The following is a 14,187-nucleotide window of genomic DNA, read 5'->3' on the forward strand; positions in this document are numbered from 1 at the left end:
AATAGAAAAACGTTCTTGGACAAGTAAATTTTATAGCATACTTTTGAACTGGATTATGTATTTATTAGTGCCAAAAGTGCTGCACGCCAAGTTGCCAATTATGCTGCATTCTTAATTGCTATTTACACAGATATATCTTTATGGGTCATTGCGTCTTTGAAAAGAACAATAGCGTTATCTAATCTCCTGTTGTTAAATTCTACCAGACCTTCATCATTCTTCCTCCGCGCTTCGAGCTCACTAATTGCATGCGTACAGGAAGCTGATAGGATTAGTAATACGAGTATTGCGAGATAATTATAAGTGTTTGATTTCATAGTTAGTTTATTTTAACGCCTTACATCTAAGGTAATTAGATTCTTATTAAAAAGCAATAATGGGCGCGGACGATTTTCAAAATAAACCAGGGGGTCAGCATGTTCCAGTATCAAACAAAAAATCCTGAAGCGGGGAGCTTCAGGATTTTTAACTAACCAATTATTAACCTAAATTATGATGCCAATATCGTATCAAACAAAATGCCAAATTATATATCCGACAGTTGATTAACAAAAACGTGACAACCGCAGAATGGTTGCCGTTTTTTAATATGCTGCAGTCAGCTTCTCTGACAGAAGGTCATTTATAAATTTTGTTTCTTCTCAAAAGCTTTATTTCTATCTTTAAGGAAGCTGACCAATTGAAGCAACTATTGATAGCAGAATTTATGGAACTAAAATAGAAGGCGAGCAGCTACAGAAGAAAATCAAGAAATGTACAGATTATACAGAATGAATCCCTTGTACTTTTGGCGTTGGAGTTATTACCTGCTCGTCAGCAAAGATTTTAGGTATAAAAATTGGAAAGAAATAGAACCCAATAGAGTGCCATTTCAACCGGGTAGTATAAGGCAAGAGTTTTGATGGATAATATTGGCCCCTTGTCGGCGGAGTACGTCTGCCCCTTTTTCCGCCTGCGCTTACTACATTTTCTGATATACCTATTCCACCTCTTTTACGGTTTCCCGTATTGTCCACATCCGTTAGCGGAGTACCTTTGGTAGCGAACACAAGATGTTATATACTATGAAAGAAAAAACAATCATTACAATAATAGCTTCTGGATATGCGAAGGCTGTAGACCGAGATGAGAATATGATAAGAAATCAGCTAGGCAATACTCCAATTCAAATTGTTACCTCTTATAATTTGTATATTTGTCTGTGCACAATTAATATAAATGAGATATGTTAAATCAGAATTACAAATTATCATTTATGGAAATGGACAGATTGGCGATCAAAGCCAACTCCGAAAAATCCAAGATTTCCTTAGAGGCTATGCGTGCTCAGGCCAAGGATCTGAAAAACAAGAGCGTTTCAAAAGTGAAGAAGAAAAACTTCTCCTAGCTGCAGAGAAATCCAATTTTTTCTATGCTCAGGATATAGACGAAAGCTTATTTATCAGTGAAGGTGCAGAGCAAAGAGTGTATCGTCACGACGGATATTCCTGGCTTGATTATTTTAATAGCATTCTTCATTTAAGCAAGAACTTTTAAATCCCCATTATATATAATAGGTTTAAATAATCAATTATTGATTTTTAGGCCATAGTTTCCTATATTGAGTGCAAATTATTATAACCCTATGTTGTACTACAAGCGTATCTTAAGTGTTTTCGGCTTTTTATTATCTGTGTATTGTCATGCATCTTGTTCGTCTCCACATAGTAATTCAGATCAATTGACACAGGCTTTTAAAGAAGCGGGTAAATTCCAATAGCACTTTAAAAAACATAAAATAGGAGAGACGGATAAAACTGAAATTATTAAAAGGTATGGAGGTAAAAAGCTATATCTGAAAGACCAGCATGTTAAATTATATTAGAATGAAAGCAAACATAATTATAGCTTTGTTGATCTCACTGATGGCAACAACTGTGATAGCCCAACAAAATATACCAGGTTTTATCAGTAATAGTTATCTGCAAAGCAGTAATCTGCTGAGTAATGTTTCTTCACTTACTAATTATAGAAGTGGGAAAAATATACCTTCGTATATAGCCGAAGAAATTACTAATAACAATACGTACTACAAGATTTCTTGCCAACCGAAGGGAGCGAGCATCGCATCATGGGGTCTTGCAACTATCCGATGCTCAAAGAACAGTGGTGGCCCTCATGGGATAGTTTCAACGCTAAACAGCTACTATAATCTGTTGATCGTAGATGATGATGAGGACGATTATCACAAAGAGTTTGTGACAACCTCATCTGTACACGGAGGTTTCTTCTTTAACACAAAGAAAAATTATATTTATATTATCATGCTTTCAAGACCTGAACAACATTTTGCAATGGCTAAGATTGAAATCAATAATTTAACAGTAGAACAAATGAAAGCGTTTGCAAGGGATTTTATTAATAATACGGTGTTTCAATAATAATATTATACTATCTGTGAGGTATTTATTGCCTTGCAGATAGTTTCTACCAACGATTACAAGATACACTGCGCTCATGTTTATTGTTAATTGATAGCATACGAGTAAATTTACTATGAGTTTCTTCATGTACATTATGAGGGTGTTGCGAGGAGAGGAGACGCTTAGGAGTTCCTACTGGACTCATGACGAAGTAGGAGAACAATCTGGCTATTTCGTGTTTGCAAGGTTATCGAACGCATTGAAATCACGGTCTAGGTAAGCCTCCTCATCTAAGAAAATGATACCTGTTTGATAAGTCTCGGCGATGACTTTTTGATATTCATGCTCAACTAGTTTTGTAGCATAGCAGAAAGTATAACTGGAAATATGTACATTGGCATAGCGAATCAGTGAAGCCCTATGAAGGTCAAAAGAATAGTCACTAATGTAAGAACACGGCAAATCGATGCCGCAAACCGGTTTTACGGGGAGGTATTAGGTCTGGATATCTTGATGGATCATGGTTGGATAACTAGCTATGGTAATACAGAAAACATGCACGTGCAGATTGCGTTCGCAATGGAAGGGGGAGCAGGAACTGCCGTACCCGATGTATCCATCGAAGTGGACGATGTCGAAGTAGCTTATGCTAGGATGAAAGAATACGGGTACCACGTGGAATATGGACCTGTCGACGAATCTTGGGGTGTACGGCGTTTTTACGTAAGGGATCCGTTTGGAAAGTTGATTAATATCCTGATGCACTTATGATGAACTGCTATTATGCAATTAATCTAAAATTACTCTCTATGAATTTATTGCATGTTACATTTTAACCCGGAACAAATACCTACTGTGTATACCGAGGAAGATATTCAAGTTTTCTTCCTTGGCGATATAACTGAGCTTTATACCAAGCGTAGATGCCCTTCCATTAGGTTAAAAATAAAGAGGAGACGGTAATTATTATAGAATGAAGTTAGCTTTTTTTCTCGAAAAAAGTTCTGTTGAAAAAGTTCTGTCTGAGAATGAAGAGTTAAATATTCAGATGGCAGAACAGTTTGGTAATATTGCCGGAGGTGAGAAGTATTATGATTTCTATATGATGTTGGGAGTTTGAAATACGGTTTACCAGCATCCCTTATCGTAGGTTCTTTGGACTACCAAATAGTTTTGACGTTATAATGCGCAAAGTGTCCATCTTTACTGATAAGCTTCAGCTTATTGTTGATCGACTGTGCAATAATTATTCGGTCGAAAGGATCGCGGTGGTGAAAAGGAAGCTGCGTCACAAGCAATGTGTCCGCAAATTCAATTGGTAAAACATGAAAGCCATTTGTAGTTAACAACTCTTCTAATTCGCTGAAACTTCTATGCAAGACAAGTTTGCCCAAACTTATTTTGATAGCTACTTCCCACAGCGAAGCGATACTTATGAAGTTATTTTCAGGCGATTTCTCAATGGTCTTTCGGGCAGTATTGGAGATACTTTCATCGCCAGATAGATACCATAAAAAAACATGAGTGTCCAGCAGATTTCCCACCATTACATGTACTCTTTAAAGTCTTCCAATGGTTCGTCAAAATCTTTTTTGATGGTGAAAAAACCTTTGGCACTGCCAAATTGTGGTTTTAGAGCTTCCGTGTTCTTATATTTCTTCTTCTTGGCCTTACTTTCTAAAAATTCGATAAAATCAGCTACCTCTACCTTCATAGAATCAGGTAACGAATTTAGTTTCTTGTATAATAATAAGCTGTCCATAGTACACTCCTCTCTTTCTTCGAAAAAATAGTTAAACAAATATAACCAAAAAACAATTATTATAAAACGTCATCTGCTAGTTTTGTTTAGACTGCATTGGAATTGCACTTCGCTAAATGCAACTGGCACCATTAACTATATAAGTTAGCGGTTATCCCATAACATACTAATCAATTTCCCATTGTGTTAGATCATCGACCGGATTTGGTAACCTGCCTTCAAGCCATTCTTTCATATTGTCGGGAGTAAATTCCTGATCGGTGTTTTCGATAATCCACGACAAGAAGTTCTTTGGTCCGCCATTGAGATAAGGGGCAGGGGATACCGGGTAGAAGCGCGTAGGTAATCGATCCTCAATTGATAAGTAATTGACCACGCACGCTAACTCTTGGACTGTATGCCAAGCATAAGGATCGTCTATGTCTATCGCGAACTTTATCCACCAGAATCCTTCGTCGTAGTATCCGCTCGAGACGTTTCCTTTCACACTAGGGATTCTTTTGATGAAGGCGATAAGTTCGGAATGTGGTGTATTTCTCATAGTCAAATTTAAATCACGTTAAACCCTTTAGGAATCTTGGCGATATCAAGGTGTAACGAATCAGCTAACCATTTCTTATTTTAGGTACTGGAAACATACCAGCACCGTGGGGTTTTGATAATAGAGCCTGAGACTAGATTATTTTATCTCTATCCAAGCCCATTTACGTAAAGATCAAATAAAGCTTTCGAAGTAAGATTTACCTTAATATTCCAATAATAGCTACAGCCATCCAAAACAATTTTTTCATCCGTTTTCCACGTTGTATCATCAGATGCTTTGTGAAATATCTTATCAGTGAAATCATGGAATGCTTTCTTCTCCCACAAGCAATTAACAAAAATTATCTTATCTCCGTTTGCGTCAATATATCCAAAATACTGCCTTTTATATTTATTAAGTTTTTTATCAATTATCGGGCAAGAGCCGCCCTGGTTAATCTTTTCTATATTAACTCCTTTTAGCTGGTCTATCAAGAGCGCTTCGGCAAGCTCGATATCCGAAAGGGTTGGAGTAAATTTCTCTTTTAGACCATTTTTCATGTGCAGATAATGCTCCGAAAAAATCACCCCTTCATATGCGGATGTCCTGATATAAATGTTTTCGTAATCTATATCCCCAATACTTCCTTCAAGCTTTTCCGTCTGGTATACGGCGCAGGAATTTAGTATTAATACACAAAGTGTAAAGAGGGTGGCTAAATTGATATGTAACTTATACATCATCTATCGTGATTTTTCAGGCTTCTGTTTTATTAAAGTTATCAGTTTTGGTGAACATATCAAATCTATACCTTTCGAATCTACGGTTATCATAAATACCTCTATGGGTTACTCCTTTTTTAGGAAGGACTCGTATTTAATTATGCTTCTTTTTTTACTAAAAATATTAGCTTAGTAAATCTTTTTTTCCTTTATTCGTATAGTAAAAAACTAATAAATCTAACATTATGAGCCGACGATCAAGACGCATAGACGACCCCTTATGGAAATCCATTATAGAGCAGACCTTTGTTCATTTTCTCAGCTTCTTTTTTCCGGATGCGGATGATATCTTTGATCTGAACCGTGAGTGCGAATATCTCGATAAGGAATTTGAAAGCCTTTTTCCGCCTGAGCCCAATAACAAAGGCGTACGCTATGTTGACAAACTGGTGAAAGTTTATCTTCACGACGGGAGCGAGCAGTTTGTACTCTGTCATATAGAAGTACAATCGAGCAAGGGAACCGGCGACCTTGCCCAGCGCATGTTTGAATATTTTTACAAAATATCCGATAAATACAAAGTTCCGGTTACGGCGTTAGCGATCCTAGCCGATGGCAATAAAAGTTATCGCCCTGAGATCTACGTTCAGGAATTCATGGGCACAAGCCTTTCCTATAGGTTCAATAGCTACAAGATCCTAGATCAGGATGAGACCGTGCTCCGTGCAGACAGTAACCCCTTTGCGGTGGTTGTGCTCACAGCGTTAATGGCAATATTACATCGTAATGTTACAGACGAGGAGCTGAAAGAGATCAAACACGATCTTTATGAAGAAATGATAAAGCGTGAGATGAGTAAGGACACGCGTCAGGGGATATACGACTTTCTGGCACGTTATGTAAGTTTTCAAAAACCAGAAATGTTTATTAACTTTGAGAAAGAAGTAGAAACCAAACTAGGGAGGAATACTACAATGGGAACACGGGAATATTTATTGGAAAAAGCTAAGAACGAAGGTAAAGCCGTAGAGCGCGCCAATGCAGTAAAGCTATTGCAAGAAGAACGTGCCAAAGCCGAAGCAGAGAAATTAGCAGAGAAACTAGATTCAGCTTTAGAATTCAAGAAATTGGGAGTACCTGATGCTGATATTGCAAAGGCATTAGGCCTTAGCGTTGATCAGGTAAAGGCATTATAATATTCCTCTCCTAAAAAATATAATGAGCGTCTTGACAATTCAAGACGCTTTTTTTGTGCCAGTATATAATACATCATGTAATCTTTTACTAAGACGTTACCACTCCAATTCTTCCATCACCTATCAAACAAAAAATCCTGAAGCGGGGAGCTTCAGGATTTTTAACTAACCAATTATTAACCTAAATTATGAATACTAATATCGTGGCAAACAAAATGCCAAAATTTATAACCCGTAGCTGGTTTAACAAAACTTAACAACCTCAAAACTTCACTAAACAGCTGTCAATTTCATTCCAGTTCCACTTTCTGGCGAGTAACACAGTATATAACTTGTGAACTATTCTTCTAAATTCTTCAACAAGAGCTTTATCTGTTTAAGGTATTTTCCATAATATTTGTCAATCGTCCATTCGCAGAACAAAAGGACAAATGCTAACAACAAAATACCAATAATTGACGTTTTCCAGATAAAGTTAGGGTCTATAGCTAGTGTCTCCCTAAAGTTGACATATTTCATAAACCACTCAAAAGTTCGATTTTTTCCAAATATTACAAAATATAGGCCCAATGCCGAGGGTACAATAATATAGCAAGATATTTTATAACTTTCTACCGCGAACTTCAGTTCATAATAGAGTTGAATCAGGTTTTCTTTCGAGCTGAATACGTCATCTTTTTTCGTCATTTTATTGAACGCAAGAAAGCGGCGATAATAAAATAGATAAGGAATTAGCATCTGCAGTAGGAAAAAATAATGCAGCATTTTTATCTCTATGCTAAACGAATCATAAATCGGTATAGTAAATAAAAATAGGAAAGAAAGTGCTGAGAATACAAATTCTCTTTTGAAATTTCTACTAATTTTATCTGTGATCGATCTCGTTTTTTTTAGGCTCTCGGTTCTAATATTGACAGCGTTACCAGTTTGTTGGTTCCATTTGTTTTGTAATTCGTCAAAATTCATATCCATTATTTTTAATGATCTCTTGCAGTTTTTCTTTAGTTCTATTCAGTTTAACACGAGCATTCACTTCAGAAATGCCCAAACTTAAAGCAATTTCTCTATGTGGCATTCCTTCTAGGAAAAGGAAAATCAAAGCCTTTTCTATCGGATTCAATTCCTGTACAGCGTTGTAGAAATAATCCAATTGTACGTCTTTTTGTCGGGAATCTTCTTCCTCGATGTGGTCCATATCTTTGTCAAGAGGCTCTTTATCCACTTTACGGCTTTCTTTTTTGAAGAAAGTCAACGCCGTGTTCAACGCTACTCTATACATCCATGTCGCAAATGCACTTTTACCTTCGAAGCTATTGTACGCTTTCCAAAGTTGGAAGATTATCTCCTGTGTCAAATCTTCTTGGTCGTCCAACTGGTCCATATACAAGCGTGATACTTTATATAATATACCTTTATGTTGCGTGATGAGCTGTATGAATTCTTGTTCTTTTGTCATGGACCAAAAACGGTTATTTTTTGTTTCCTAGATTGATACACGTAATCAGAAAAATACACGGCACGTTACATAGTGAATTGTACAGGTTACTGTTCATTACTTTTAATCTATTTATCGTTACTTTCGAATAGTTAGTACGGAGAAATGAGAAATGTTACATAAATGGATGTGTTTTTTGTAGGGCAAGTACTGTATGTTAATACAGCTGTCACGGATGTTGCACAGATGAGGCAGCAGGTGGCAATGTTTTCAGGATCGCAGTGGGAGGCGCGAAATGGAAATACCTCCTATGCATATACGACATTTCCTGTTTCAACCGGGGTCGGCATCTAGGTAATTCAGCAATCTATTCTCTATTATGACGATTATACCTTTTCTGGCGCATCTCTACTCATCTCAAGAGAGATCAGTCCTAGTGTAAACACCTATTCATTGTCGACCGGAGAGCTGATATTTGATACAGAAGGTGGTGCGCCTACACTCAGGGTGTTCTACTATGATCAGCGAGGACATTTGGTTCAGACAGCATCACAGAACCACTTGGGCGGTAGTGATTACGAGACTAGTGTGTACAATTTCGCCGGAGAGCTGTTGTCCAGCAAGCGTGAACATTCGGTTACTTCTCTGGGTTCACAGGCAGAGATACTTACATCTTATGGACGTGACCATGTTGGAAGACTGACACATGTCCGGAAGAAAGTTGACGGGCAGCCGGAGGTGATACAGTCTGAGTTGCGTTATAATGAAATCGGACAGGTCAAGCAGAAGCTACTACATAGTCAAAACAATGGTGCAAATTATGCGACAAGCATTGACTATAGTTATAATGAAAGGGGGTGGGGTAAAAGGATCACTTCACCCTATTTTACCGAAGAACTGAAATACGGAGATCCTTCTGGTGGTGGGCAGGCGCAGTTCAACGGGAATATTTCCGAACGGTACTGGGGCCACGGCGCTACCGTGAGCTCCAACTTTCGATACGTATATGACCTGTTGAATAGACTGGTCGATGGATTGAGCACCACTAGTCAAATGCGTGAAGAGATAAGCTATGACAAAATGGGCAATATCATGACCCTACGCCGGGACAACGGTTCCCAGATCTCTTATATGTATACCGGAAATAGGCTTGATGCGCTGTCAGGTGGGATATCGGGCACCTATTTGTACAACGCAAACGGAAGTGCTATAAAGGATAGGCGAGACAGGCATCTGGGATATAATCATCTAGATTTGCTGCAAACTGTGAGTATAGGCGATACTGCGATAACATATACTTATGATGCCAAGGGTACGAAGCTAAGGAAGAGTATAACCATGCCCGGCAATTTGGTGCAAAGGGACTACATATGGGGCATTGAATATAATAAGAGTGGCTCATCCCTTTTGACAGTGGAGCGTATTATGACAGAGGAAGGATATCTTCAGAACATTAACGGGGTATATGTTTATCATTATAATATTCTAGACTACCAGGGCAATGTCAGGAGCACCCTGCAGATAGCTTCCGGAGCTGCAGTTGTGATCCAGAAAGATGATTACTATCCTTTGGGCAAGAGGTCCCCAATTTTGATAAGCGGTGTGAATTCTTATCTTTACAGTAGCAAGGAGATACAGGAAGAACTGGGCGGACAATACGATTACGGGGCTAGATTTTATGATGCTGAGATCGGAAGGTGGTATGTTCTGGACATGCTGGCCGATCATGCGCTGCAGATTGACAAATCTCCCTATTCATTTGCCTGGGGCAATTCGATCCGTTATGTCGACCCGGACGGTCTATGTCCCGAATGTGAGCTCTATCGGCCACATGCGGGGGAGGGCGATAGCTATATATCACAGGGAGGTGCGACCTATTTCTACTCTAACGGACAATGGACCAGAAATGGTGGCATGCTGCAAGAAGTCTTCATTGGAAAAAATAAAGATGAAACAGGAGCTGGAGCTTCGCACTTCATTAGTCACGGGCGGATAGCCCAAGTGCAGGCCGCGTTGGATATCATAGGGATGACGGATATTCCGATCTTGTCGCAGCTGGCTGAACTGACCGGTGCCGGAATAAGTATCTCGCAGGGAGATTATGTGAGTGCAGGGCTAAGTATTGGAGCTATGGTGCCGTTGCTGGGCAAGCCTTTCGAGGCGATGAAGCTTGCAAGGAGGGTAGAGCAGTTAGCTAAAGTCGGAAAGTTAAAAGTTGCCGGTCAACAACTAAGGAGATATGAGCGTAATTTGAAACATGGAACGAAGAATAGTGGGCGAGCTAACAAAGCACCTACTAATCCAGAGAGGTCTCTGGCTAATTCTTTAGAATTACCTGGTAACACTACAAGAAGAGTGGGTGCAGATAAATCCACGGGGGAATTCAATGTTTTTGATGAGCATACTTCGGGAGTTTTTCATGGACATTCGAGGACTTGGGGAGAATTATCACAAGACATGAAGAATATGTTGATAAAAAGCGGAGTTGTGAACACAAAAGGAAAAATACTGAAGTAATGAAATATCAAGATTTTAATTACAGTGATAAAATGGAGATAATTCGACTTCTGTCGGATAAGCGTGACGAGGTCAGGTCCAGTGCCATAGTAGGTATGGTTAATGGTGTTTCCGATGTAGAGTGGGTACAGGATAAACTATTGGAATTGGTGGATGATAAAAGTTTTTGGGTTGCGAAAAGTGCGATTACAGGTCTAGGTGATCTAGCGAGAATCCATGGGAGATTGAACTATAAAAAAATCCAAAATGCTTTTAAGCAAATTACGAGAGAAGAATTGCAAGCCCCTCTGAAAGATACTTTAGATGATTTTCGAATATTCAGTAGCTGGGGCACAGAAAAAAGCTGAGTTATTGGGAGAAAGATAGCGCCTAAGAGGACGTTCAGCGTTTAACGTATGGGTTTTTCCTGCAGCGCGTACCTCATCTGTCAGTTAGTACAAATTGTAATTAGACGATATGAAAAGAAAGAGGTTTATCATAGTTATTGCGGTTGTTGTTATCATTTCTAATCTTCCAGTGATAAATACAGAGATTCTGATGAAAATAGATTCTGGGCATTTTCGTTATGCCAATAACGACGCGTCTTTTACATATCTCCAACACTTTGATGTTTTTGTGCCTTGGATGAGCGCCGCGGGAGTAAGGGGGTTTATTGAAAATACAAGACCTACTCAGCAGAATATGGAAGTATTTCGACTTTATAAAATAAATCCGTTGTGTTTTTGGCGGTGGCGGTATTATCTAATGGTCAGTATACAGTTCAACTACAAAAGCTGGGATGAGATAGAACCCAACAGGGTGCCCTTTGTACCCAACAATAAGTGGCAAAAGTTCTAAATAGAGTACGATAAAAACGCTATTGAACTAGAACTTGAAGCGAAATTATTACATTTTTGTAATTAAAAATGAAGTTGGGAAGAGGAAGTGCAAGTGTTCTAATATGAGCCTCATATCATCAATGAATTTTTCCATAATCAAACGTTGATTTTATGTAGTGATTTATTTCATGCATGGGTTTGTTAGTTCAGGAGAGGTACTTAACTAAAGACGTCTTGTGTCTCCGCAAATTTATAAAATTTTATAGCGCGATGTTGTTGGTTACAGGTTCCGGCCCGATCATCCAAACCTTTATTACATTATAAAACGGAAACCAATCTCCGTCACTTTGCAGGCAAGCTCTGTGCCCATCCTTATATTGTTTAATTGTAGAGGATAAAAGTAATAGCTACTTAAAAATAAATTAATCAAGTTTTACTTTGCGCTTTGTATCTTTGAGCTGACAAGTAACTAGAAATCAGCCAGCTCAATGAAGAATCCATCTAAGAGAATAACACTTACTTTTTTAATGAACGCGCGTGAAATAATTAAGATAACGTTGATTTTAATGACACTGTCACAGGTGGTATGTCCTGTCAAGAATGTTTTTGCGCAATCTAGTTCCAAAATAATTGTGCACAATCCAGAACGGATTTTCTTCGACCAAATTAGGATTAATGAAAGTACCATCCAAAAAGGCAAAAAAGCGTATAGCAATATAGTCGAAATTAAATCCAGCGCGCCTAAAATTGAAATAGAATGTGAAATAGTAGGATCGTCAGAGCTTGCTATTCTAGACTGTGGGGACCTACGCGTGCAGTTTGTTATGGATACAGGAGCCAATGAATTTATGTTAAAATCCGCCAAAGGGAAGAAGCTGAAGCTTCAGGTTCAGCATGGCCCATTTGAAACCAATGTTATTCATGATCATATGAATCAGATATTCGATCGTTATCTTCAGTTGTATGGTGACTCTGTCGAAAATTTGAATAACGGAAAGAATATCTTTGTATTAAACAATATAAAAAAAACGTACGATATGTATACGGAACAAATTAACGTTCTTAGCAAAACCCCGAGCTACTATACACTTCTGAAGTTCCGAAATATTTTCAGTTCATCTCACAGTAAAGCACATCTGGACCTAATGAGTTCCACCTTGAGTAACCTTTCAGGGCAATTGGGGGAATCAGAGCTAGCTGTCAGTCTGACGAAAGCTGTTAAGGCAGAGATTGAAAGCATTGATAGAAATAAACTCGGAAATTCTGTTGGGATATTTTCTATATCGAAGCCTGATGGAACTTCCTTTTCGAATAAATCGCTTACAGGAAAGCCCTATATTTTGGCATTTTCGGCAACATGGTGCGGGCCGTGTAAAGAGTTTATACCCGTTCTGACGACATTGTATGATAAGTATCGAGACAAGGATCTTGAAGTAGTCTATATCAATCTGCATGATGATAAAGAGGCTTGGTTAAAAATGATTGAAGATTACAATATGAAGTGGACCAATGTTTCTGAGCTTTCGGAAATGTCACAAAGCGAGCTCGTAGGGCTGTTTAATGTACGATCAATCCCAAACTATATATTGGTGGATAGACATGGCAAGATGATTTACGAAGATAAGCAGCTAAAAGATTACGATTTTGAAATGTTGGAGCGTTATATTATCAAAGCATTGAAATAGAGATGAGCTTACCACTACAATAAATATCACCTACATAAACAACATACATCGTTATCAGCATTTCTAAACAAGTCCGCATAATGTTGATCTGGTTTGCGGCACAGCCGCCACTATTGATCACGTAAAAACTGCTTTACAGGATAGTATCGAGAAACCTCTATCACTTATCAAACAAAAAATCCTGAAGCGGGGAGCTTCAGGATTTTCGTAACTAACCAATTATTAACCTAAATTATGATACTAATATCGACGCAAAGAAAATGCCAAAATTTATAACCAATAGCTGGTTTAACAAAAATGTGACAACAGCAAAATAGTTGCCGTTTTCACCTATGCTGCCAGCAGTGGCCACTACCAGCTACTATCCCTTCTGTCGCTTTTTCCGTCTGTGAGCGCATATTGTCTATTAACGTCAGGTTTTAGGCGAAAAAAATGACGTTTTATTATATGCCCCAGTACTAATGAGATGGACTGCATTTGGAAGCATTTTTCTTTCATTTAAATGGCTGGATATTACGGATCGATTAGTTTTTAACGCCAAAAATTGCTTCCGCAAACTTTCCAATTTGAAATGTGTTATATTATTGCTGGCGCTTAGCCAGCTACTATTGTTTTACTTATGACTAAAATTAAAGTACTTGCTAATTGTGGCAACTCGCCTAAAAACACCTTTGTAAAGGATTTTAATGTTGCTTATACCAAAGGCGATATTGATGCACTGGGTTCAATGGTAAGCGATGAAGTAACCTGGGAATTACTCGGGAATAAAGTCATTTCAGGAAAGGCCGAATTCATAAAAGCTCTTGAAGAAATGAAGAAAAAGGAAGTGTTGGAATGCACAGTTGAAACGGCCATCAGTCATGGTAAATCTGCCTCGGCAAGCGGAAGAATGACTATGAGTGATGGAGATACCTACGCTTTTGCAGATATATACGAGTTTTCATCTACTAAAGGTAATCAGATAAAGCACATTAAGTCATACATCGTTAAAGTTTAAGAAGTGTCTATAACGGAAGTCACTGGGCCAGCTAATTCGGTTTGATTTGCCAATTATTTCGGAGGTCAGCGGGCCAAAAAATCTCCTGAATTTCGGAGGTCAACGGGCCATTCTTACTTTGAAAACGGAG

19 protein-coding genes are annotated in these 14,187 nt (G+C 38.4%); 11 read left to right on the forward strand and 8 right to left on the reverse strand.

All coding sequences use genetic code 11. The annotated features are described in order from the left end of the window. Positions 1-122: 122 nt before the first annotated feature. Together FAZ15_RS22210 and FAZ15_RS22215 are read right to left on the reverse strand one after the other, a co-directional pair. Complete coding sequence (locus FAZ15_RS22210; protein WP_136903565.1) at positions 123-317, reverse strand: hypothetical protein; 195 nt, start codon at positions 315-317, stop codon at positions 123-125. Positions 318-761: 444 nt separating this feature from the next. Then, positions 762-1,049, reverse strand: coding sequence for a hypothetical protein (locus FAZ15_RS22215; RefSeq protein WP_136903566.1), 288 nt, complete (start codon positions 1,047-1,049; stop codon positions 762-764). Positions 1,050-1,218: 169 nt separating this feature from the next. On the opposite strand from FAZ15_RS22215, the gene FAZ15_RS22220 reads away from it, so the two are divergent. From FAZ15_RS22220 to FAZ15_RS22620, 4 genes are all read left to right on the forward strand, one after another. Next, the gene (locus FAZ15_RS22220) at positions 1,219-1,536 is read left to right on the forward strand and encodes a hypothetical protein (protein ID WP_136903567.1); all 318 of its coding nucleotides are present in this window, start codon (positions 1,219-1,221) and stop codon (positions 1,534-1,536) included. A gap of 329 nt (positions 1,537-1,865) precedes the next feature. Further along, positions 1,866-2,420 carry a hypothetical protein gene (locus FAZ15_RS22225; protein WP_136903568.1) on the forward strand — a complete coding sequence of 185 codons (555 nt, stop codon included), beginning with the start codon at positions 1,866-1,868 and terminating at the stop codon, positions 2,418-2,420. A gap of 402 nt (positions 2,421-2,822) precedes the next feature. Continuing rightward, positions 2,823-3,173 carry a VOC family protein gene (locus tag FAZ15_RS22230; protein ID WP_136903569.1) on the forward strand — a complete coding sequence of 117 codons (351 nt, stop codon included), beginning with the start codon at positions 2,823-2,825 and terminating at the stop codon, positions 3,171-3,173. Positions 3,174-3,375: 202 nt separating this feature from the next. Further along, a complete protein-coding gene (locus tag FAZ15_RS22620) occupies positions 3,376-3,522 on the forward strand; it encodes a hypothetical protein (RefSeq protein ID WP_162305039.1) in 147 nt (48 codons plus the stop codon). Positions 3,523-3,562: 40 nt separating this feature from the next. Here the strand turns inward: FAZ15_RS22620 and FAZ15_RS22235 are convergent, their stop codons facing one another. The 4 genes from FAZ15_RS22235 to FAZ15_RS22250 all read right to left on the reverse strand — a co-directional run bounded on the left by FAZ15_RS22235 (position 3,563) and on the right by FAZ15_RS22250 (position 5,430). Then, on the reverse strand, positions 3,563-3,949 hold the full coding sequence (locus tag FAZ15_RS22235; protein ID WP_202912475.1) for a type II toxin-antitoxin system VapC family toxin: 387 nt from the start codon (positions 3,947-3,949) through the stop codon (positions 3,563-3,565). After that, positions 3,949-4,164, reverse strand: a complete 216-nt coding sequence (vapB, locus tag FAZ15_RS22240) for a type II toxin-antitoxin system VapB family antitoxin (RefSeq protein ID WP_136903570.1) — start codon at positions 4,162-4,164, stop codon at positions 3,949-3,951. The genes FAZ15_RS22235 and vapB overlap by 1 nt, the downstream gene beginning before the upstream one ends. A 166-nt stretch (positions 4,165-4,330) precedes the next feature. Continuing rightward, the gene (locus FAZ15_RS22245) at positions 4,331-4,705 is read right to left on the reverse strand and encodes a hypothetical protein (protein ID WP_136903571.1); all 375 of its coding nucleotides are present in this window, start codon (positions 4,703-4,705) and stop codon (positions 4,331-4,333) included. Positions 4,706-4,854: 149 nt separating this feature from the next. Next, on the reverse strand, positions 4,855-5,430 hold the full coding sequence (locus FAZ15_RS22250) for a hypothetical protein (protein ID WP_136903572.1): 576 nt from the start codon (positions 5,428-5,430) through the stop codon (positions 4,855-4,857). 224 nt (positions 5,431-5,654) lie between these two features. Between FAZ15_RS22250 and FAZ15_RS22255 the strand changes: the two genes are divergently transcribed. Next, positions 5,655-6,605 carry an RpnC/YadD family protein gene (locus FAZ15_RS22255; protein WP_136903573.1) on the forward strand — a complete coding sequence of 317 codons (951 nt, stop codon included), beginning with the start codon at positions 5,655-5,657 and terminating at the stop codon, positions 6,603-6,605. Positions 6,606-6,944: 339 nt separating this feature from the next. Here the strand turns inward: FAZ15_RS22255 and FAZ15_RS22260 are convergent, their stop codons facing one another. Further along, positions 6,945-7,571 (reverse strand): hypothetical protein, encoded by a 627-nt coding sequence (locus tag FAZ15_RS22260; RefSeq protein ID WP_136903574.1) that lies wholly within the window; start codon positions 7,569-7,571, stop codon positions 6,945-6,947. Further along, a complete protein-coding gene (locus FAZ15_RS22265) occupies positions 7,561-8,061 on the reverse strand; it encodes an RNA polymerase sigma factor (RefSeq protein ID WP_136903575.1) in 501 nt (166 codons plus the stop codon). Before FAZ15_RS22265 ends, FAZ15_RS22260 begins: the two co-directional genes overlap by 11 nt. A gap of 162 nt (positions 8,062-8,223) precedes the next feature. Here FAZ15_RS22265 and FAZ15_RS22625 point away from each other — a divergent pair, with 162 nt between their 5' ends. From FAZ15_RS22625 to FAZ15_RS22290, 6 genes are all read left to right on the forward strand, one after another. Then, positions 8,224-8,394, forward strand: a complete 171-nt coding sequence (locus FAZ15_RS22625) for a hypothetical protein (protein WP_162305040.1) — start codon at positions 8,224-8,226, stop codon at positions 8,392-8,394. Between the two features lie 99 nt (positions 8,395-8,493). Beyond that, positions 8,494-10,557 (forward strand): RHS repeat-associated core domain-containing protein, encoded by a 2,064-nt coding sequence (locus FAZ15_RS22270; RefSeq protein WP_136903576.1) that lies wholly within the window; start codon positions 8,494-8,496, stop codon positions 10,555-10,557. Beyond that, a complete protein-coding gene (locus FAZ15_RS22275; protein ID WP_136903577.1) occupies positions 10,557-10,904 on the forward strand; it encodes a hypothetical protein in 348 nt (115 codons plus the stop codon). The genes FAZ15_RS22270 and FAZ15_RS22275 overlap by 1 nt, the downstream gene beginning before the upstream one ends. 109 nt (positions 10,905-11,013) lie before the next feature. Continuing rightward, positions 11,014-11,394 (forward strand): hypothetical protein, encoded by a 381-nt coding sequence (locus tag FAZ15_RS22280; protein ID WP_136903578.1) that lies wholly within the window; start codon positions 11,014-11,016, stop codon positions 11,392-11,394. 469 nt (positions 11,395-11,863) lie between these two features. Next, entirely contained in the window at positions 11,864-13,060 is a 1,197-nt protein-coding gene (locus tag FAZ15_RS22285) for a TlpA family protein disulfide reductase (protein ID WP_136903579.1), read from the forward strand. A gap of 619 nt (positions 13,061-13,679) precedes the next feature. Beyond that, positions 13,680-14,057 carry a nuclear transport factor 2 family protein gene (locus FAZ15_RS22290; RefSeq protein ID WP_136903580.1) on the forward strand — a complete coding sequence of 126 codons (378 nt, stop codon included), beginning with the start codon at positions 13,680-13,682 and terminating at the stop codon, positions 14,055-14,057. Positions 14,058-14,187 lie beyond the last annotated feature (130 nt).

It is taken from the genome of Sphingobacterium olei (assembly GCF_005048855.1).
Lineage (GTDB): Bacteria > Bacteroidota > Bacteroidia > Sphingobacteriales > Sphingobacteriaceae > Sphingobacterium > Sphingobacterium olei.